Annotated in this window: 19 protein-coding genes and 1 pseudogene; 5 read left to right on the forward strand and 15 right to left on the reverse strand. The window is 34.1% G+C overall.

Annotated elements, in window-relative coordinates:
- Positions 1 to 86 precede the first annotated feature (86 nt).
- The 4 genes from GCL57_RS04875 to lpoB all read right to left on the reverse strand — a co-directional run bounded on the left by GCL57_RS04875 (position 87) and on the right by lpoB (position 3,221).
- Positions 87 to 740 (reverse strand): YdcF family protein, encoded by a 654-nt coding sequence (locus GCL57_RS04875; RefSeq protein WP_152212158.1) that lies wholly within the window; start codon positions 738 to 740, stop codon positions 87 to 89.
- Positions 741 to 828: 88 nt separating this feature from the next.
- The gene (locus tag GCL57_RS04880) at positions 829 to 1,752 is read right to left on the reverse strand and encodes a hypothetical protein (RefSeq protein WP_152212159.1); all 924 of its coding nucleotides are present in this window, start codon (positions 1,750 to 1,752) and stop codon (positions 829 to 831) included.
- Positions 1,753 to 1,968: 216 nt separating this feature from the next.
- Positions 1,969 to 2,529, reverse strand: a complete 561-nt coding sequence (gene frr / locus GCL57_RS04885) for a ribosome recycling factor (RefSeq protein WP_152212160.1) — start codon at positions 2,527 to 2,529, stop codon at positions 1,969 to 1,971.
- A gap of 65 nt (positions 2,530 to 2,594) precedes the next feature.
- Positions 2,595 to 3,221, reverse strand: a complete 627-nt coding sequence (gene lpoB / locus GCL57_RS04890) for a penicillin-binding protein activator LpoB (protein ID WP_161597603.1) — start codon at positions 3,219 to 3,221, stop codon at positions 2,595 to 2,597.
- A gap of 174 nt (positions 3,222 to 3,395) precedes the next feature.
- Between lpoB and nadB the strand changes: the two genes are divergently transcribed.
- Positions 3,396 to 5,033: an L-aspartate oxidase gene (gene nadB, locus GCL57_RS04895; protein ID WP_152212162.1), complete on the forward strand. Its 1,638-nt coding sequence runs from the start codon at positions 3,396 to 3,398 to the stop codon at positions 5,031 to 5,033.
- A gap of 25 nt (positions 5,034 to 5,058) precedes the next feature.
- Complete coding sequence (locus GCL57_RS04900; RefSeq protein ID WP_152212163.1) at positions 5,059 to 6,141, forward strand: glycosyltransferase; 1,083 nt, start codon at positions 5,059 to 5,061, stop codon at positions 6,139 to 6,141.
- A gap of 10 nt (positions 6,142 to 6,151) precedes the next feature.
- Here GCL57_RS04900 and GCL57_RS04905 read toward each other — a convergent pair whose 3' ends face one another.
- Positions 6,152 to 6,847, reverse strand: a complete 696-nt coding sequence (locus GCL57_RS04905) for a recombinase family protein (RefSeq protein WP_152212164.1) — start codon at positions 6,845 to 6,847, stop codon at positions 6,152 to 6,154.
- A gap of 170 nt (positions 6,848 to 7,017) precedes the next feature.
- Between GCL57_RS04905 and ettA the strand changes: the two genes are divergently transcribed.
- Positions 7,018 to 8,688: an energy-dependent translational throttle protein EttA gene (gene ettA / locus GCL57_RS04910; protein WP_152212165.1), complete on the forward strand. Its 1,671-nt coding sequence runs from the start codon at positions 7,018 to 7,020 to the stop codon at positions 8,686 to 8,688.
- Between the two features lie 55 nt (positions 8,689 to 8,743).
- Here ettA and GCL57_RS04915 read toward each other — a convergent pair whose 3' ends face one another.
- Complete coding sequence (locus GCL57_RS04915; RefSeq protein WP_152212166.1) at positions 8,744 to 8,959, reverse strand: hypothetical protein; 216 nt, start codon at positions 8,957 to 8,959, stop codon at positions 8,744 to 8,746.
- 370 nt (positions 8,960 to 9,329) lie between these two features.
- On the opposite strand from GCL57_RS04915, the gene GCL57_RS04920 reads away from it, so the two are divergent.
- Together GCL57_RS04920 and GCL57_RS04925 are read left to right on the forward strand one after the other, a co-directional pair.
- Positions 9,330 to 9,926, forward strand: coding sequence for a helix-turn-helix domain-containing protein (locus tag GCL57_RS04920; RefSeq protein ID WP_152212167.1), 597 nt, complete (start codon positions 9,330 to 9,332; stop codon positions 9,924 to 9,926).
- Positions 9,927 to 9,972: 46 nt separating this feature from the next.
- Positions 9,973 to 10,695 (forward strand): alpha/beta fold hydrolase, encoded by a 723-nt coding sequence (locus GCL57_RS04925; protein ID WP_152212168.1) that lies wholly within the window; start codon positions 9,973 to 9,975, stop codon positions 10,693 to 10,695.
- Here the strand turns inward: GCL57_RS04925 and GCL57_RS04930 are convergent.
- The 9 genes and pseudogenes from GCL57_RS04930 to GCL57_RS04965 form a co-directional block, all read right to left on the reverse strand.
- On the reverse strand, positions 10,690 to 11,853 hold the full coding sequence (locus GCL57_RS04930; protein WP_152212169.1) for a metallophosphoesterase: 1,164 nt from the start codon (positions 11,851 to 11,853) through the stop codon (positions 10,690 to 10,692). The two genes, GCL57_RS04925 and GCL57_RS04930, sit on opposite strands and share 6 nt — an antisense overlap.
- Before the next feature lie 6 nt (positions 11,854 to 11,859).
- Positions 11,860 to 13,176 carry a type II secretion system minor pseudopilin gene (locus GCL57_RS04935; protein ID WP_152212170.1) on the reverse strand — a complete coding sequence of 439 codons (1,317 nt, stop codon included), beginning with the start codon at positions 13,174 to 13,176 and terminating at the stop codon, positions 11,860 to 11,862.
- Entirely contained in the window at positions 13,167 to 13,916 is a 750-nt protein-coding gene (locus GCL57_RS04940) for a PulJ/GspJ family protein (RefSeq protein ID WP_152212171.1), read from the reverse strand. The genes GCL57_RS04935 and GCL57_RS04940 overlap by 10 nt, the downstream gene beginning before the upstream one ends.
- 1 nt (position 13,917) lies before the next feature.
- On the reverse strand, positions 13,918 to 14,529 hold the full coding sequence (locus GCL57_RS04945; RefSeq protein ID WP_152212172.1) for a type IV pilus modification PilV family protein: 612 nt from the start codon (positions 14,527 to 14,529) through the stop codon (positions 13,918 to 13,920).
- Positions 14,501 to 15,181 carry a hypothetical protein gene (locus tag GCL57_RS04950; protein ID WP_246164805.1) on the reverse strand — a complete coding sequence of 227 codons (681 nt, stop codon included), beginning with the start codon at positions 15,179 to 15,181 and terminating at the stop codon, positions 14,501 to 14,503. The genes GCL57_RS04945 and GCL57_RS04950 overlap by 29 nt, the downstream gene beginning before the upstream one ends.
- Positions 15,182 to 15,217: 36 nt before the next feature.
- Positions 15,218 to 15,382, reverse strand: a pseudogene (locus GCL57_RS15180) (prepilin-type N-terminal cleavage/methylation domain-containing protein); the annotation flags it as partial.
- Positions 15,343 to 15,801 carry a type II secretion system protein GspG gene (locus GCL57_RS04955; protein ID WP_152212173.1) on the reverse strand — a complete coding sequence of 153 codons (459 nt, stop codon included), beginning with the start codon at positions 15,799 to 15,801 and terminating at the stop codon, positions 15,343 to 15,345. The gene GCL57_RS04955 and the pseudogene GCL57_RS15180, both read right to left, overlap by 40 nt.
- Positions 15,802 to 15,855: 54 nt before the next feature.
- Complete coding sequence (locus tag GCL57_RS04960; protein ID WP_152212174.1) at positions 15,856 to 17,085, reverse strand: type II secretion system F family protein; 1,230 nt, start codon at positions 17,083 to 17,085, stop codon at positions 15,856 to 15,858.
- Between the two features lie 2 nt (positions 17,086 to 17,087).
- Complete coding sequence (locus GCL57_RS04965) at positions 17,088 to 18,911, reverse strand: GspE/PulE family protein (protein WP_152212175.1); 1,824 nt, start codon at positions 18,909 to 18,911, stop codon at positions 17,088 to 17,090.

Consider the following 18,911-nt stretch of genomic DNA (forward strand, 5'->3'; position numbering starts at 1 on the left):
TTTAAAAAAAAATATCTGTAAAGTAAAAATTATGTAAGCATGAATATATTTAAAATATTATGTTATTTATGTCAACAATTTTATATTTAAAATTTTTCTACTAATAAATGTCTATCGAATTTTTCGCTTATTAAAAATTTCCAAGCGTCTAATACTTCATAAGGCAGAGCGCATTCTTTTTGATATCCGATCTTTGGGTATTCTATTATTCTATGTAAATCACCAACCATTTCGTCAATTAATCCTAAGACACCCACGGAATTTGAAACTCCCCAAGGGAATTCAAAATCAGGAGCATCGACATAATAAATTATATTTGGATTATTGATTGGTATTGATAATCCAAGCCGTCGCACTGTATTTGGTTTTGTAATAAAAAGAATACTTTTTGCTTCAGGAAAATGTTGAGAGGAAAATATAATATTTTCGGCAAGATTTGTTGCTCTTTCTTCTCGAAAAATATTTTTTGCTGAAATGCCTTGATTGAGGGCTCTTTTATAAAAAACCTCTGCTTCTGTTTCACTCCACAAATGCTTTGTCCAGTTGCCCGTATTGCCAGAAACAATTAATTTATCGGCATAACCCTCTTTTAGCAATGCGCAGGCATAATCGCACACCCTTAAATCATACGAGCCACAGGCAACGAGTAAGTCACATTTGGTTCGCGACCTTCCAGCGCAAAGAAAATCCCATAGAATTTTTGCCTTTTGTAGAACGGTTGAGCCATTTAAATTTTGCATTGAACTCTTTTCTCCTTTTGGAAAGCAGAAGTTGACTGGTGTTTAAAAATACTAGATTTCATATAACACTATTTGATGGCTTCATTTATTAAACTAAAGGACTAGTGGCTCTTTTATAAAGTTTATAGGTTAAATAGTCAATTAAGTTATTTGCAGATGGGATATGCGAGCTGGGGAAACCGATCCATTTTGCAACAGATTTATTAGCATTTTCAGCATAATAAATAGGTACTTCTGAATATGCTTTTGACAACGCACTTTTTATTTGTTCAGGTCCAATGTGTTTTAAGAAGCGTATTGTCTTTTGAAATTCACCTTCGGGATTGTTGTATAAGCCAAAATGATCATAGTCTTTGTAGTGATTTGTAGGCCTTCCAAGTGCACTAAAACCAGACCAAGGAACACTTTTATAATTCATACGATCTTGAAATTGAGCAAAGCTCCAACCATGGTCAATTTTAACAAAATGGTACCTGTTCTTTTCAGTAGATGTTCCGATATTTGCAATGTGAACGTCGTAATCCCCAACCCACAGTGATGTAGCCAAAATACGACCTAAATTAGAATTTTTAAAAACGTTTACAAAATGTTTTGAGTCTTTTGAATGAAAGGTATTTAAAAAACGAGGTCTTTCTTTATAGCCCATTATTTTATGTATTTCAAAAAAATCTTCAAAAAAAACGGAACCAATATAAATATTATAATGGAGATCATTTTTTTTCATATTTTTTGTAAGAGTGACATCATTGTATTTTGAAAAAAAAATATTTGCTGCATAACCAGGTATAACTAATTCATAAATTGCTTTGGCTAAAAATTCACAAATTGTTTCTCCATCATTTCGACCTTGCTTAAATAAAATTGTATATTTTTGATTGTTAATGTTTTTTTCATAAATACCTCCATGTGGACAACGTGAGACTTGTCCTCCAAATTTTTTACCTTTTTTTGAATAATCTATTATAAATTTAGGAAATGTTGGCATTGATTTATTTATTGAATTACTTAGCATGAACACCTCTGAGAAAGAATTATTTATTTTGTATAATAATTTGGGTGATATGAAATTAAATATAAAAACCAATTAAGGTTTTCTACTTAAAATATAATTGAAATTTATCAAATTGACAAGAGTTGTTATTTAAAAATATAATCTAAAAAAATGAATGAATTAAAAAAAAACACCTCGAGAAATGTCGTGGTGTTTTTTTAAATCAAATCTAATTGACTACATAGTTAGAACTTCTTTTTCTTTTGCAACGCAAAGCTCATCCACTTTTTTTGCATAAGTATCTGTTAATTTCTGAACTTCTTCACTTGCCCGCTTGACTTCGTCTTCGGACCAACCATGCTCTTTTTGTGAAGCTTTTGCTTTTGTATTTCCATCTTGACGGTGGTGGCGCACAGCAACTTTAGCTTCTTCTGCAATTTTTTTAACTTGTTTCGCTATTTCTTTACGGCGTTCTTCGGAAAGAGCAGGAATAGGAATACGAATGACTTTTCCATCATTATTTGGAGTCAAACCTAACCCAGAGGTTAAAATAGCTTTTTCAACAATGGGTAACATGCTTTTATCAAATGGATTGACTGTGATTAAGCGTGCTTCTGGAGTTGCTAGAGTCGCAACTTTGCTAAGTGGCATTTGTGTTCCATAGGAATCAACTCTGACATCGTCAAGAAGAGATGCTGAGGCTCTGCCCGTTCTAATTTTTTGTAAATCAGATTTTAATGAATTGATTGTTTTTTCCATGCCTTCTTTAACTTTGTCGACAAGTTGCTTTTTATCCATGAGCTATCCTTTTCTATAAATACAAAAAGCAGTCTTAAAACTGCTTGAGATCAATTTGAATTTTATTACCAACCAATACTACTTCTTTTGAAGTTTTTTCTAATTTTTTCGATACCGCTCCAAACAAGTTCTCCTGTGGAAATATTTGTGAGCTTCATTTCAATTTGATATTGAACGGAACTCTTGCCACCTTGCTTTGAATTGATACTAGAAATTGCTCCTGACAGAAAGAAATCAGCTCCATGTTGATTTCCAGGGCCTTTAACCGCTCCTTTTTTAACCACACCAGACTGCTGGTATTTGTATTCATCTAATATTTTTTTACGGAGATCTCCATCTAAGAAACGAACTTTTCCATTGTTGAGAATTTGACTGCGGAGATCTTCGAAAAGTGCTTTAGTATCAATGACTTCACTTGTTCTGTTTTCCATATCGTCAACTAAAACAAAGGGTCTATCTGCTGCTTTCTTTTGCATATCTTCGCGCCAGTTGAGAATCCATGGTGCTGCAGTCATGTCCGTTACCATTTTTTTAACAGTTTGAGTGGCATCAGTTGGATTCCAGCGATCATCTAAAATTTGTGCTTGATCAGGATCGCCATAATCCCCTTGGAACGACGTACAGCTTGTGAGAGATAAAGTGCTTGCGATGAATAAAGACGATACAGAAATCACTTTTTTCATTTTTAACATCGAATATTCCTTTCTTTCATTAAATAAAAAAATAACCAGAACAAGAGAATTAGTATTTCTTAGGTTAAACATTTGCAAGTATATGCGTTTTATTTGCAAGCTTGCAAGAGTAAACTATCACGCATAATGTGCTTTCTCGAGTTTAGTGAGCTTCACTCTGTAAAGGTTTTAGCAATGAAGAAGAAATCATCTCTCCAAGTTATTGATAATGTAACATTTGATTTTTTGATTATTGGAAGTGGTGTAGCAGGAGCTTCACTTGCACTTAAGTTGAGCGCATATGGAAAAGTAGGATTATTGTGTAAAGAGTCTTTCTTTGAATGTAATACCCGTTGGGCACAAGGTGGAATTGCATCGGTTTTAAGTGAAAATGATAGTTATAATTTGCATATTAAGGACACTTTAATAGCTGGAGCGGGCCTTTGTCATGAAAAAACAGTTGAAAAAGTTATTGGAGCAGGTCCAAATACAATTAAACAATTGATAAACTTAGGTGTGCAGTTTACTCAAAACTCAAATGAAAATCGACTTTATTATGAATATCATCTTACAAAAGAAGGTGGACACAGCGCAAGACGTATCATTCATGCTGCAGATATGACTGGAATTGCTTTGCAAGATACTTTATCAAGCAAGGTAACAGAAAATAAAAATATTGTATTACTTGAATATCATACAGCAATTGATCTTATTGTAACCGATAAAGTGACTCCTGATTTTTCCCGCAATCGAGCCCTTGGAGCTTATGTCTTAAACGAAAAAAGCAAGTGTATTTATGCTATTTTGGCAAAAGCAACAATTTTGGCGACGGGAGGCCATGGAAAACTTTATCTGTATACTTCTAATCCAGATGTTGCTTCAGGAGATGGAGTGGCCATGGCGTGGCGTGCGGGAGCTCGAGTTGCAAATTTAGAGTTTATGCAGTTTCATCCGACTTGTTTATACAGTCCTAAGACAAAGAATTTTCTTATTTCCGAGGCTCTGCGTGGTGAAGGAGCTCTTTTAAAGACCCTTGATGGTCAAAGATTTATGGAAAATATTCATCCTTTAAAAGAATTAGCGCCCAGAGATATTGTTGCAAGAGCTATCGATTCTCAGATAAAAAAATCAGGAGATCCTTATGTTCTTCTTGATATTTCTCATAAGGAGCCTGAATTTATTAAAACACATTTTCCAGGCATATATGCAAAATGTCTTGAAATTGGACTCGATATCACTCAAAATGCTATTCCCGTAGTTCCTGCCGCACATTATAGCTGTGGTGGAATCGTAACTGATATTCGAGGAAGAACGGGCATTAAGTCGTTATGGGCATTGGGTGAAGTTGCCTGTACGGGGCTTCATGGTGCAAATCGATTGGCATCAAATTCTTTATTAGAAGGACTTGTTTTTGCAGATTTTGTTTATGAAGATATAAAAAACTTATTGTCTGATTTAAATCTTTATAGGAATCCTGATGTTCCAAAATGGGAATTAGGCACTGCGGCAGAGCCCGATGAGATGGTTGTTATCAGTCAACTTTGGGACGAAATTCGGAGAACGATGTGGAATTATGTTGGTATTGTAAGAACGGAAAAAAGATTGGCACGAGCCGCTGCGCGAATCGATCAAATATGCCAAGAAATAGAAACGTATTATTGGAATATAATTCCAAGTCGCTCTTTAATTGAAGTAAGAAACTTAGCAACTGTTGCACAACTCACTGTTAAATGTGCAAGAATGCGTAAAGAGAGTCGAGGAATTCATTATTCTTTAGACTATCCTTTAACAGATGATATAAAATATAAAAAAGACACAGTGGTCTTGAGTTAGTTATTTTAAGTAAAATGGAGTATAAATGACAAAGCTTTCTCTCATAATTCCTACTTATAATGAAAGTAAAAATATTCCTATTTTACTTGATAAACTAAACTTATGTCTATCTGACATAGATAAAGAAGTGATTGTAGTTGACGACAACTCGCCAGATAAAACATGGGAAATTGCAAGGGAATTATCATCTCAATATCCTTGGCTTAAAGTCATTCGTAGAATGACAGATAGAGGTTTGAGTTCAGCTGTAATAGCTGGTTTTGAACAAGCAGAAGGAAAGATTCTCGCTGTGATGGATTCCGATCTTCAGCATGATGAAGAAGCCATCGTTCATTTTCTAATTGCATTTGAAAATGGTGCAAATATTGTAGTTGGTTCACGAAAAGTAGATGGTGGAAGCGTCGAAAACTGGAGTCCAATACGTAAATTTGTTTCTTGGGTTGCAACACTTATGGCAAAAATGGCGTTGCCTTGTAACGTAACAGACCCAATGAGCGGTTTTTTTGCAATGAACCGAAATGTTTATTTAGAAAATAAGAGTAAAATTAACCCAAGAGGATTCAAAATATTATTAGAATTTTTGGCACGAGCTGAAAATGTACATGTAAAAGAGGTTGGGTATACTTTTAAAGGCCGTATTCATGGAGAAAGTAAGCTCTCAAGTCGTGTTATTTATGACTATATTCATGCTCTTTATGAATTAAGTCTTGGTCAATATATTCCTACTCGATTTATCAAGTACGGAATTATTGGAGCATCGGGATTATTAATTGCAACAATGGTCATTTTTATTTGCCAAGAGTTTACTTCTCTTTCAAATGCAAATGCTGTGTCCATTTCTATTGAAATAAGTATATTAACAAATTTCTTTTTAAATAATTTTTGGACTTTTAGAGATAATAAATTAAATGGATTTTGGAAAATGTCGCGTGGGCTTATTACATTTCATGCAATATGCTTAGGTGGTGCCTTTATTAATCAAGGTATTGCTTTAAAAATGCTTAGTTTTGGCTTTGATGTTTATTTGTCAAATGCTTTAGGATATTTTATTGCTGCAATTTGGAATTATATGATCAATGTTAATATCACTTGGAAAGCTAAAAATTAATTTTGTTTTTTTACTTTTTTATACTCATGCGAGAATGATATGTTAGAAAATTAACTACATTATAAAATGATTTACAAAATAACGTTTGTGCTTCTCCTTTTTTATAAATCCTATTGTTTTCAGCTTTCTTTTTCGTGTTACCTAAAATGTTGTGTACGCTACTTCTTGAGACATTTAATGCACGCGCAATTTCTGAATGATTTTTTCCTTCTTTTTGCAGCCTTTTCATTTCATCAGCACATTTTAAAGCTTTACCTAATCTTTTATTTTGAGAGTTTTTTATTTGTGTGGATTTTGGAGTGGAAAGATTATTTTTAAAAGAACTTTCTTTTTCAAATTTTGCAAATGCAGTAAGAATTTCTGAAAAAGTTTTTCCGGCAGGAGATAATGAATCAAGAGGTTCAGATAATGAAACAAAAGAGACACCATATTGAGAAAGTTCATCTAAACTTAAAATGAGATCACGGGTGGATGCTGTCCAACATTTTAAACTCCAAACGAGAACGACATCGATTTCTTTTTCTTTTGCGAGTTGCATAAGCTTGTCACGCTCACGTGCTTGACGTTTTTCAGAGAAATAATAATCTTCAAACTCATTGATTATTTTCCATCCCCGCTGCAGAGCGTAATTGTGCAAACGGCTTTTTTGCTTTTGAGGCATCTTGTGTTCATAAGAATCATTTTTGCTGTAAATAGCTACTTTCATTAGAGGCCCTCCCTTAGCAAATCGCAATATAATAAGGTAAATTCATTATGGCAATTTCTATTAAAAATCTTAATTCGTGCAAAAATAAAAAGATATCATTGCAGAAGGTTGGGTTTTTGTGGATGATACTGTGCGTTTTGATTTTGCAACATCAAACTTAGGAAATAACTATGGCTAACTATATTTTCAACATGGTCAAACTCCGCAAAAACATTGGCGGAAAAGATATTCTCAAAGACATCTATTTATCTTTTTTTCATGGGGCTAAAATAGGTGTTATTGGTTCAAACGGAGCAGGTAAATCTACACTTTTGCGTATTATGGCGGGAGTGGACAAGGATTTTGCTGGGGAAGCTTTTCCTCAAAAAGGAACTAAAATTGGTTATTTACCACAAGAACCTCAATTGGATTCTACTAAAAATGTAGTTGAAAATATTGAAGAGGCCGTTAAGGATGTAAAAGATCTTATTCGTAGATTCGACTCTCTCAACGAACGCTTGGGTGAGCCGTTGAGCGATGATGAAATGAATAAAATTTTAGAGCAAACAGCCCTTCTCCAAGATGAAATTGATGCAAAAAACGGTTGGGACATTGACCGTACCCTTGAAATTGCAATGGATGCTTTGCGTTGCCCTCCAGCCGATGCAGACGTAAAAACTCTTTCTGGAGGCGAGCGCCGTCGTGTTGCTCTTTGTAAACTCTTGCTCGAGAAACCTGACCTTTTATTACTTGATGAGCCTACAAACCATTTGGATGCGGAAAGTGTACAGTGGCTTGAGCGTTATCTTAAAGAATTTACAGGAACATTAGTTACAATTACACATGATCGCTATTTCCTTGATAATGTAACGGAATGGGTACTTGAACTCGATAAAGGTGAAGGCATTCCTTGGCAAGGAAACTATTCATCTTGGCTAGGACAAAAAACAACTCGTCTTTCTGAAGAAGAGAAACAAGAATCCGCACGTCAAAAGACTTTAAAGCGCGAGCTTGAATGGATGAGTATGTCGCCAAAAGCACGCCAAGCCAAAAGCAAGTGGCGTATTTCTGCATACAATGAACTTCTAAAAGAACAAAATGAACGCAATGAAGGCATTCGTGAAATTGTATTTCCTCCAGCTCCGCGCTTGGGTGACAGCGTTGTAGAAACTGTCGACATAACAAAAGCTTTTGCCGATAAGGTCTTGTTTGAAAACCTAAACTTTAAGCTTCCTCCTGGTGGTATTGTTGGGGTAATTGGACCAAATGGTGCAGGTAAATCGACTCTCTTTAAAATGATTGCAGGACTTGAAAAACCTGAACAAGGCGAAATTAAAATAGGCGACACTGTAAAAATCAGCTATGTCGATCAAAATCGTGATTTTCTTGATGGTGATAAGACCGTCTTTCAAGAATTGAGTGGTGGTAAAGATCTCATCCAAGTTGGCAATCGTGAAATTCCAGCACGTTCTTATATTTCTTCATTTGGCTTTAGAGGAGCTGATCAGCAAAAATCAGTTGGTAAACTCTCTGGTGGTGAGCGCAATCGCTTAAACCTAGCAAAAATGGTAATGAATGGTGGAAATCTTTTGCTTCTTGACGAACCTACGAATGATTTGGACGTAGATACCTTGCGTGCCCTTGAAGATTCTCTTGTGTCTTTTCCTGGTTGTGCTGTTGTTATTTCCCATGATCGTTATTTTTTAGACCGTATTGCCACTCATATTCTTGCCTTTGAAGGGGACAGTAAAGTTGTTTGGTTTGAAGGAAATTATCAAGATTATATGGCAGACAAAAAACGTCGCCTTGGCGACGATGCAGTCAATCCAAAAAGAATAAAATTTAAAAAACTAATACACTAATTTTAATTTTTAAAGGCACTTTCTTAACTGAGAGCGCCTTTTTTTATTTTAATATTTAATGAGTATCATTTGACTTTAGATTTTTAGAAGTTTCTAAGGAATTTTCGTTTAAATCATTTTCTGATTTTGCAACACGCTCAATCATATTAGAGATCTTTCCACCAAATTCAAAATAGAGCTTTGTATCATTCATTCTAAGGTCAGAATTGTTTAAATATTTAATCATGTCAATCAAATCACTTTTAATTTCACGACAGAGTTCGTTTTTCATATTCATTCCTTTGTACCTTAATCTTAAATAATTTACATTATTAAATTAAATAATTTTTTAATCGTATAAATGTAGTTTTTAAACTTAAGAAGTGCTTTAAATAATTAATTCTTAATTTTATTAATATGAGTTATTTAGTTGAAAAAATAAAAAATTTATTAATAATAAATTTTGAAAAAATAAGTAATCACAGATGATCTCCTATAAAGATAAGTTGCTATTTAATCTAATCCGTGTTAGTCTTTCTTTGCGAGAGAGGGTGCATTTACGGATGTACTCTTTTTTTGTATCCTTTGCTAAGTGTGTTCACTATGAGAATATAAAAACAATATTAATTTATTATTAACATTAATTAAAATGGATTGCAATTATGTTAGAGAAAAAAAATGAAAATGATTTAGAAGAACTTGAAAATTGTGTACGTAAGCGTTTTGCAACATTATTGCGAAGAGAGCGTTTGCGGATGAATTTAACTCAAACTGAATTTTCTGCATTAATGGGTTTTAAAGGATTTAACTTATTAGCCAAATACGAAAATTCAGATATTGTTAATATTCCTCTTTCAACTTATTTTAAATTCGCAGAAATTACTGGACTTAATTTTAAATATGTCATTTGTGAAATATTCTTATCTAATATGAATGATAATCATGATATTCCTAGAAAATTAATTGATTTTATTTTTTCTGAATTTATGACTTACTATAAAGCACCAAAATCTGATGATGTGGGCAAAATGCTTGATATGAAAAATGCTTTTAGAATTGCATTAATGTGGGCTCGTTTACCCGCATTTCGTAAGTTAAGTGTAGAAGAAGTTATTTTAAAAGAATTATACGTTGAAGAAGAAAATTCCGAAGAACAACGATTTCTACGGGAAAAAACAATGGGAATATTTGATATCATGACGGGGAATATCATGAAGCAGAAAGATTTTTGCAAAATAAAAAGAGATGAAGCTAATTAAATTCTATTTTATGATATTTCGTTAGCAAAAAAATGGGATATAAATAATGATAAATTTGCATTTCATTCATGGCTTTTTAGGTTTTCCAAACGACTGGAATATCTTTAAAAAAGATTTAATAAATTATAATTTTAAATTTCATTCTATTTCTGAATATTTGCCATCTACAGAGGATTCTTCTTTTAAGGAATGGTGCAAAAAATTTAATGCAGCGGTTTTTAATCAGAAAAATAAACCTCAAATAAATATCTTGGTAGGTTATTCGTTGGGTGGAAGGCTTGCCCTTAGAGCAATACTTGAAAGTAATGATTGGAATGCTGGCATAATTATATCGGCAAACCCAGGATTAAAAAATGAAAATGACAGGCAAGTTCGTTTACTCAATGACAGTATTTGGGCTAATAGATTTTTAAATGAAAACTGGGATGATGTGATGAACTCTTGGAATTCCCAAGGAGTCTTTGCCAATATAAAAAATATTTTAAAGCGGGAAGAAAGTGATTTTAATCGGTATGAGGTCGCTCAAATATTAAATTATTTTTCACTAGGTAGGCAAGAAAATCTTCGGGAAAAAATAAGTACTTTACATATCCCAATTTTATGGCTTGCAGGAGAAAATGATATAAAATTTGCAGAAATTTCTGATGAAATGAAGCAATTAAACTCTTGTATTCAAAATCATATTATAAAAGATGCAGGTCACAGAGTCCCTTGGGAATCTCCTCATGAATTTAAAGAAAAACTATTTTCATTCCTCAATAAATTATGAGTGTTTGGTAAAAAATGTCATTAAAGTAATTTCGCAAATTGTACCTAAGCGCATAGGAGGTCCCCAAAAACCTGTGCCTTGATTGACATAAATATGTTGTTTGTCATTTAGCTTATAAAGACCTTTATTGTATTTTTGATCTTTTAGAACAATATATTTAAGTGGCCATATTTGCCCTCCGTGTGTATGACCCGAAATTTGTAGGTCAATAAAGGGAAATTCAGGCATGAATTTTGCATCTTTGGGCTGATGCGCAAGTAAAATATTTAAAGATTTATCTGCATGATGTCCGTGTTGATGCATATGAAAAACAGCAGAGTGTAGTCGTCTGTCATTTTTGCGTGGAATTTTCTCGTGACTTAACCAATGTCTATCTTCTATTCCAAGAATATTTATATTTAAATCATCTATATTAAAAGAATATGAAGAGTTTGAAATAACTTTCCAATGGAACCTCTCGGATAAGTGCTGTTTCCAACTTTTGGGACCGCTGTAGTATTCGTGATTGCCGGTAATATAAATGACTCCATGTTTTGAACGGAGATCTGCTAAAGGGGCAACTTCTCGTTTAAGTTGTCTAACCGATCCATCCATAAGATCGCCCGTTATGAAAATAACATCGGGAGCAAGTGAATTTATTTTCTTGGTTAATTTAATCATTCTTTTTCTGCCAATTAGACCAGAAACATGTATGTCGCTAATAACAATAACACGAAGATTTTTTAAATTATCAGGTAGGTTTTTATAAATAGGAATTTTTGCTTCAATGACTTGAGGCGCTTTTAAGGCTTTATACATTGAATAAATAGTCAATAAAAAACCACAAATTATGACTGAATAGCATAAATATATTTGACTATAGCCCATGATATTTAAAAATAAATTAATTGGCGAAGTTAAAAGACAGACTATTAAAAATAGAAATGCAATTCCCATCCAAAGAAACATAAAAACTTCAAATATTCTGCGTAAGAAATGAGGTACGATGCGTAAAATTAAGAAACCAAAAAAAGTCACTGCCCAAAGAGATGTAAACAAAGTAATTAAAAAAGGGTTTACTCCAAATAATGGAGATATAAGTCTAATAAATAGATAATAATGACCAGATGCAGTAACAGTGAATGCTAGTAAAATTGCAAAAATAAGTTTTAATAGCATTTTATTTTATTTCCAATAACTGTAGAGAACTTGGAAATTTGGATTAGAGTTAACAGGGGTGTTCTGATTTTTTGAATTAGGATCATTCGGTTTATTGGGATCATTTGGTTTATTAGGGTCATTTGGCTTATTAGGGTCATTTGGTTTATTGGGGTCATTTGGTTTATTAGGGTCATTTGGTTTATTGGGGTCATTTCCACCTTGTTGTGCATTGTTTGTTTGTGATGGAGCCTGTTGAAAAACAACCACAAGAGTTCTTTCCACATCATTGACGACACCCCTAGACTCAACTTTAAAAATATTATCGGATGTTCCAAAAAGTTTATCTGCGATATTTTCACTGTCTTTATTTCCTTTGAAACCCGAGATATTCGTTTGAAACCATTCTTTTATTCCTGAATTTTTAAAAGAACTTGAATTGCGGTAATTGTCAAATTTATCCCAATCTGAGTCATTTATGTCAGTCTTTTCAGGGGTCAATATACCTGCAATGAGCTCAGTTGGAGCGGAGTTGATATTTAAGTTGTTTTTGTTGCCTGAAAGAGGCCAAATAGTTAAATAAGGAGTATACATATTGTAGATATCGTCAAGATGAAAACCAGGTATGCGCCTGAGTTCTTCTAGTGATTCAAGAGCGGCATGTTTAGGTTGGTATTTTGCGGACACTGCATCATAGGCGCTCTGAGTTGCAGATTGTAAATATCCATCTGTTACAGAGAGTTTAATGTAGACACCCATATTGTCTACAAGTTGTTGAGGAGTGTAGCCAAGGCTTTCTAAAAATTTTTCAGAATCTTGAGTTGAAAAGATTCTTAGAAGTGCTTTTTGTGCGTCAGAATAATCTCTTCCTTGTAGCATATTTACATTGAGCTTTGTATTTTCAGAATTTATGTTCAGAACAAAATAGCCTTTAACAGCTTTCAGAGCGTCTTTAATTTCAGGTGCAATTGCATTTGATAAATTAACGCCTGATAGTTTTTCTATATTTTCAAAACTATTCGAGCCAAGTGGTTGTCCATTTAATAAATTATACATATTTTTAGGAATTGGAATAGCAGGGTTATCTTGATATTGTGCAGCAAGTGCATTTAATCCGAGGAGAAATTTTGCAAATTCAATACCGGTGTAGGCAGTGCTTTGTGCATCGAGTTCACTGCGTTGTTCAAGTGAGCTTTTAACACTCACTTGTGTTTGATATACAATATCCGCAATGACCCCTAAAATCATTGCAATAAAAACGAGAATAAAAATGAGTGCAAAACCGTTTTGCTTTTTAAAATGAGTTTTATTTTTAAGTTTTTTTAAAGATATTTTTATTGCCATTTATAATTTCCAGAAGGATTGATCACGTTGGACACTCCATTTGTACTCATAATATAAACTATGGTGTCGAGTGCTAAGGTTTTTCTATTCTGTTGGCTGCTTGAATTCGTATCACGTAATTGTTTTTCAAGAGCACTTTCGGGAAAATATGCTTCTAAATGAATTTTAACAAGTTTTGGCAATTTATTTTGTGTGTCATTTGCAGTGCTATCCCATTCCTCTCGATAGTCACTTCCATTCCAAAATTGCACTTTAAATTCTTTGATATCTGGGTTTAAAACTTCAGTTAAGCCAACTTCATCTCTTTCAATACTATCAGACATATTGGTATCGACTACACGCATAAGTTGATTTCTTGTTGAATTTCCTGGGTCAGTTCTAACAAAGTAGCGTACAAATGCAAGATTACTTTGTGTTGAATTTGCAATATAGGATTTATAGTTTGAGGTTGAAAATACTAAATTTTTGTTACGATAATAAAGCTGAGGAATAATTTGTCGTGCTCCCAAATTGAGGGCGGCTGTGTAGTTTTGATCAGAAATATATGCACTTTGTAAGTCTTCATATATTTTTTTCATTGCCATATTCATTGCATGTTTTTGTGAATTGTAATCTGTTACTTTTTCACGGGTATTTAATTGAGTCGTTAATATATTAATTGTTAAGACACTTAAAGTTGCTAAAATCGATAAGGCTAAAATAATTTCTAGGAGTGAAAAACCATGTTGACTTTTAAACATATTATTTTCCTCCTTGCGGAGGATTTTGATTTTTATTATCACCACCTAAATTTGGCAAATTAATTCCTTGCAAAGCATTTTTGTCAATTAGAAAAAAACCTTCGGAAATATTTCTTTGGACAGAAGCATCTTTCCAATTGACGGATATTGTAACGTTGTTAAAAAAACTTTGTGATTGGGCTCCTGCTGGAGCATCGAGCAGTGGGGTGATAGCAGAAAAGGTAGAAGTGACATCGGTTTGTTCATTTCCATCGGGTGATATTAAATTAAAGACACCTAAGGCACTTAATAAAAACTGTGAAGGTTTTACATCTTTTAATTCTTTTTTAATTAAATTAACTTTAAATTGCTCATCTGTAATCCAAGGGAAATCTGTTTCATTGGGAATTGTTGATGCTCCCCCCGTGTCAACTAAATATTGCAATTGAGAAATTGCGGATCGCATTGCCCAAGATGCTTTCATATTGTCGCCAGAAATTTGGGTGGATGAAATAATTGAAGATTGTAAACCAACAATAGTTCCAATGACAATAGAGAGTATTGCAATGGCAAGAACACATTCTAGAAGAGAAAATCCGCTTTCACTATTTTTTAGGCGGTGTAAAATCTGCATTTTGAAAGCCTTCAAGCAAACGAGATTGTCCCGTAAGAGTATTTATGTTGATTGTAAATTTAGGTCCATTTTGATCAAGTAATGTTGATTCATTCCCACTTTTAGAAGTAAATTGTAATGAAGTCGGAGTGAGTAAACCATTTGGTAAAAAATAAATATATCCAAATTCTTTTTTATTTTTATCGCTATCTCTTGCAATGCTTTCAAAGGTTAATTCTTTGCTACTTAATCCAGTTAAAAACTTTGCAACAACAACTTTGCTTAAAAATTTTTGTTTATAAATAATTGAGTCATTAATTTCTTCCCAATTGATAGGGCGTAATACATTTCTTTGTATTATAGGAATACTGCGAATTGTATAAAATTTTTTATTACTTGCAGTGCTTGTTCCAAGTTCTCTATTCATAAGCAATTTAGCTCTGTCATCGAAATCTTCTAATAATTTTTTTCTTCTATCTTTTTTCAAGAGGCCATCTGCCGCATCGGTATTTTCGACAGGAGGAGGCCGGCCTTCATAACCAAGGGGTGCTTGTTCAACCCAATATTCACTGTTTTTAATATCGATAACCATACGATGCAAGCGACCGGTGAAAATAGCATTGTTATAAGATGAACGAACTTGTGAAGTGAAGTTTCTAAGTGAAGTAGACATTTGTGAGTCAACTGAAAGAGTTAAATTAGGTAAAATAACTCCGGCTATAGCACCAATTATTCCGAGAACAATGATGATTTCTATGAGTGTGAAACCATTTTCAGCTAAAATATTCTTTTTAAATAATTGAGTTGAAAGTTTTTTTTTAGAAAACAGATATTTCAGTTTGGAGCTCCTGCTTCGACAGTTTTGCAGTCCAATTTTTTACCATTAAGGAAACAGAGGGATTCGTTGCTTCCTGGTTGTCCATCTTTACCATTAGAAATAATGAGAGGGCCTTTATTTGTTAACTTATAGTCGAATGAATTGCCCCAACCATCACGAGTGTCTTCTTCAGCTGCAATTGGAGTTCCTGGATTTGTAATTAAAGATTGTAATCCTTGTGCAGTGGTTGGAAATTTACCATTTGCAAGTTGATATTGAATTAATTTTGATTGAAGTGTGTACGCTTTAGTGTCTGTTATACCTGATTTTGCATTATCAGTACCGCCAGATATGCGGCTGACAATTACACCCATTAAAGTACCAATAATCGCTACAACTATAATAATTTCTAAAATAGAAAAACCTGCTTGTGCAGCGAGTTGTTTTTTGAACTTTAAATGTTTTTTAAGATTCATAATGTGAAATCTCCAAAGGGATAAAAGGAATTTTTAGTATACTGAATCACTTTGTTAATGCAACCCATTCATGGCTTCAAGCATCGGTCCTATGACAGACATGACCATTAAAAATACCATTCCTGCCATAAAAACCATAATAATTGGGCCAAGTAATTTTGTTGTGATTTCAACTTGATTATTTACATCTTCATCATATACCTCTGAGATATTAAATAACATTTCTTCAAGCTGACCCGTTTTTTCACCTGTGCGCAGCATGTGAATAACCATTGTAGGGAAACGCCCTGTTCTTTCAAGTGCTGTTGCAAGTTTATCTCCATCTTGAACTTTAACAATGGCCTCATCCAGTGCTTTTTCCATGACGGTATTGCCCACGACTTTTCGTGTTAATTGAAGTGCTTCAACAATACGCACACCACTGGAGAGAACAGTGGAAAGGGTTTTTGAAAAACGTGAGACTGTTACCTTTTGAATAAGTGGACTTATGATTGGGGCTGTAAATAAAAAGAGATCTATTTTATAGCGCCCTTTTACAGTTTTTGACCAGGAAAAAAGTGCAAAACCAATTATTATAAAAATAATAAGAAAAGGGAGCCACCAATTTTGCAAAAAATTCGATAAATCATTCATAATAACGGTATACCAAGGTAAAGTAACTTTTATTGAAGTAAATGACTTTATCATTTCAGGCATTACTTTAACAAATAAAAATACTGTCACTAAGATTGCTACGATAACCATAAATGCTGGGTAAGTTAATGCACCAACAACTTTTCTTTTGATTTCAATTTGATAATTGATAAATTCAGAAAGTCTTTGCATGACCAGTGGCAATGCTCCTGCTTTTTCAGCGGCAGCAATCATATTTATATAAATTGAACTAAAGACTTTAGGATATGTTCTATGTGCATCTGAAAGGGATTTTCCTTCGGAAACAAGTTCACGGATTCGAATATAAATCGCTTTTAATTCTTCGTTTTCAATTTGCTCTGAAACAGCGCGCAAAGCATCATTTATATCCACTGCTGACCTTAGTAAAATTGCAAACTGCTTGGTGGCAAGAGCTAAGTCTTCTTGTTTAGGAGGCTTGCGATTGAGTTTCGCAATGAAACTTGTACGTCCCTCGGCTGCACTGGCTCGATTGTCTACTTTCATATCAATAATGTAAATGCCTTGTTTTTTAAGCTTAACCCGTGCATCACGAGGAGATTCAGCTTCAATAAAGGCTTTTACTTTTTTTCCAGTTTTAGCGTATTGACCTTTGTAAGAATACAAGGGCATGATTATAATACCTCTTTTTCCTGTTCGCTTTCTGATTGAGTGGCAAAAAGCGCTTCCTCAAGAGTTGTTTCTCCTTTGAGGAACCTTTCTTGAGCTGAGTCTCTCAGTGTTTTCATTCCACGTTGCACACACATTCTTTTTAAACTTGCTCCATCGGAACTTTTAAGGACAAAACTGCGAATGTGCTCATCAAAGACGAGGAGTTCATAAATTCCAATGCGTCCAGAATACCCCGTCGATTTACATGCTTGGCAGCCATTTTCCTTTGCCTTATAAAAAACTTTTCCTTCAACTTGTTTAAGGCTTAAACCAAGAAGTCCAAGTTCTTCGGGTGTGTGGGTAGTTTGCACACGACATGTTTGGCAAACCTTACGAACGAGACGTACTGCAAGAATTCCAACCACAGCGGTGGTGATTTGGAAAGGTTCGATACCAAAGTCAACAAGTCGAGTGACCGAAGCTGCTGTGTCGTTTGTGTGCAATGTGCTTAAAACAAGGTGACCTGTAATCGAAGCTTGCACTGCAATTTGCGCCGTTTCACCATCACGAATTTCACCAATTAAGATGATATTTGGGTTTTGTCTTAAGATAGAACGCAATGCAGCAGCAAAAGTCAATCCTGCTTTGTCGTTAACCTCCACCTGACTCACTCCAGGAAGTTGGATTTCCACTGGATCTTCAACGGTAATAATACTCACATCAGGTTTATTGATAGACATAAGGGCTGATGCCAATGTTGTCGTTTTACCTGAACCTGTAGGGCCCGTAACAAGTACAATTCCATGTTTTTGATTGATGATGGTTTTGAAGTTTTTAAGCAGAACTTTGGGCATGCCAATGTCTTCAAGGTCGGGCATGCCTCCAGATTTATCAAGAATACGTAACACAATTCTTTCGCCAAATTTAATTGGAAGAGTGCTTACGCGCACATCGATTTCTCGAGTTCCAACTTTAAGTGTAATACGTCCATCTTGAGGCAAACGGCTTTCTGCAATATTTAATTTGGCAAGAATTTTGATACGGGTGGTGACGCTCGATTGGTATTTTTTTGGAATCACTCTGACTTCACGTAAGCGACCATCTATGCGAAATCGTACAGAAACGCGATCTTCAAAAGGTTCAATATGAATATCCGAGGCTTTTTCAGTAATACTGCGTCGAATAATCGCAGTCACTTCCTTACGCACAGGTGCTTCTTCATTGTCTTGCAATAGATTGTGGGCAACATCAAGCCCTTCTATACCATCGATGTCATCATCTGCAGTGAGACCTTTCCCTTGGTCAGCAAGCTCTTGGCGTTCAAATACGTTGTTGATAGCAGCTTCGACGAGGTCACGTGGAGCTACAATTCTTTTAATATTTTTATTTAATATAACGCGTATGTCGTCGATGCTGACTGTATCCAGTGGATTTGATACAGCGACTGTAACGTTAAGTTCGTCTTCTGCAATTGGTATAAACATATGTTGAAGGCAAAAACTTATATTTAAATTTTGAATTATTTTTGGATTGATATCACTGTATGCAAAGTGCTCTTGAAAATCTAGATTTAATAAAAGAGCTAGAGCTTTAATTTTATCGACTTCTTGGATGACATCATTTTCAACTAAAATATCCCCTATGTGGAGATTGTTTGTTGTTTGCTCAGTAAGAGCTTCATCAATTTGCTTTTGAGTCACACGAAATTTTTCGATTAAAATTTCTTCAAAAGTTTTATTTTTATTTAAGAACTCAGGGTATTCCTCTTTACCCTTTTTTAAAGAGATTCGAGAGAGAATATCCTCTAAGTTAATAGTATTTTCTTTTTCAGTTTGCTTTATAGCCAT

This window comes from Fluviispira multicolorata, assembly GCF_009208585.1.
GTDB lineage: Bacteria > Bdellovibrionota_B > Oligoflexia > Silvanigrellales > Silvanigrellaceae > Silvanigrella > Silvanigrella multicolorata.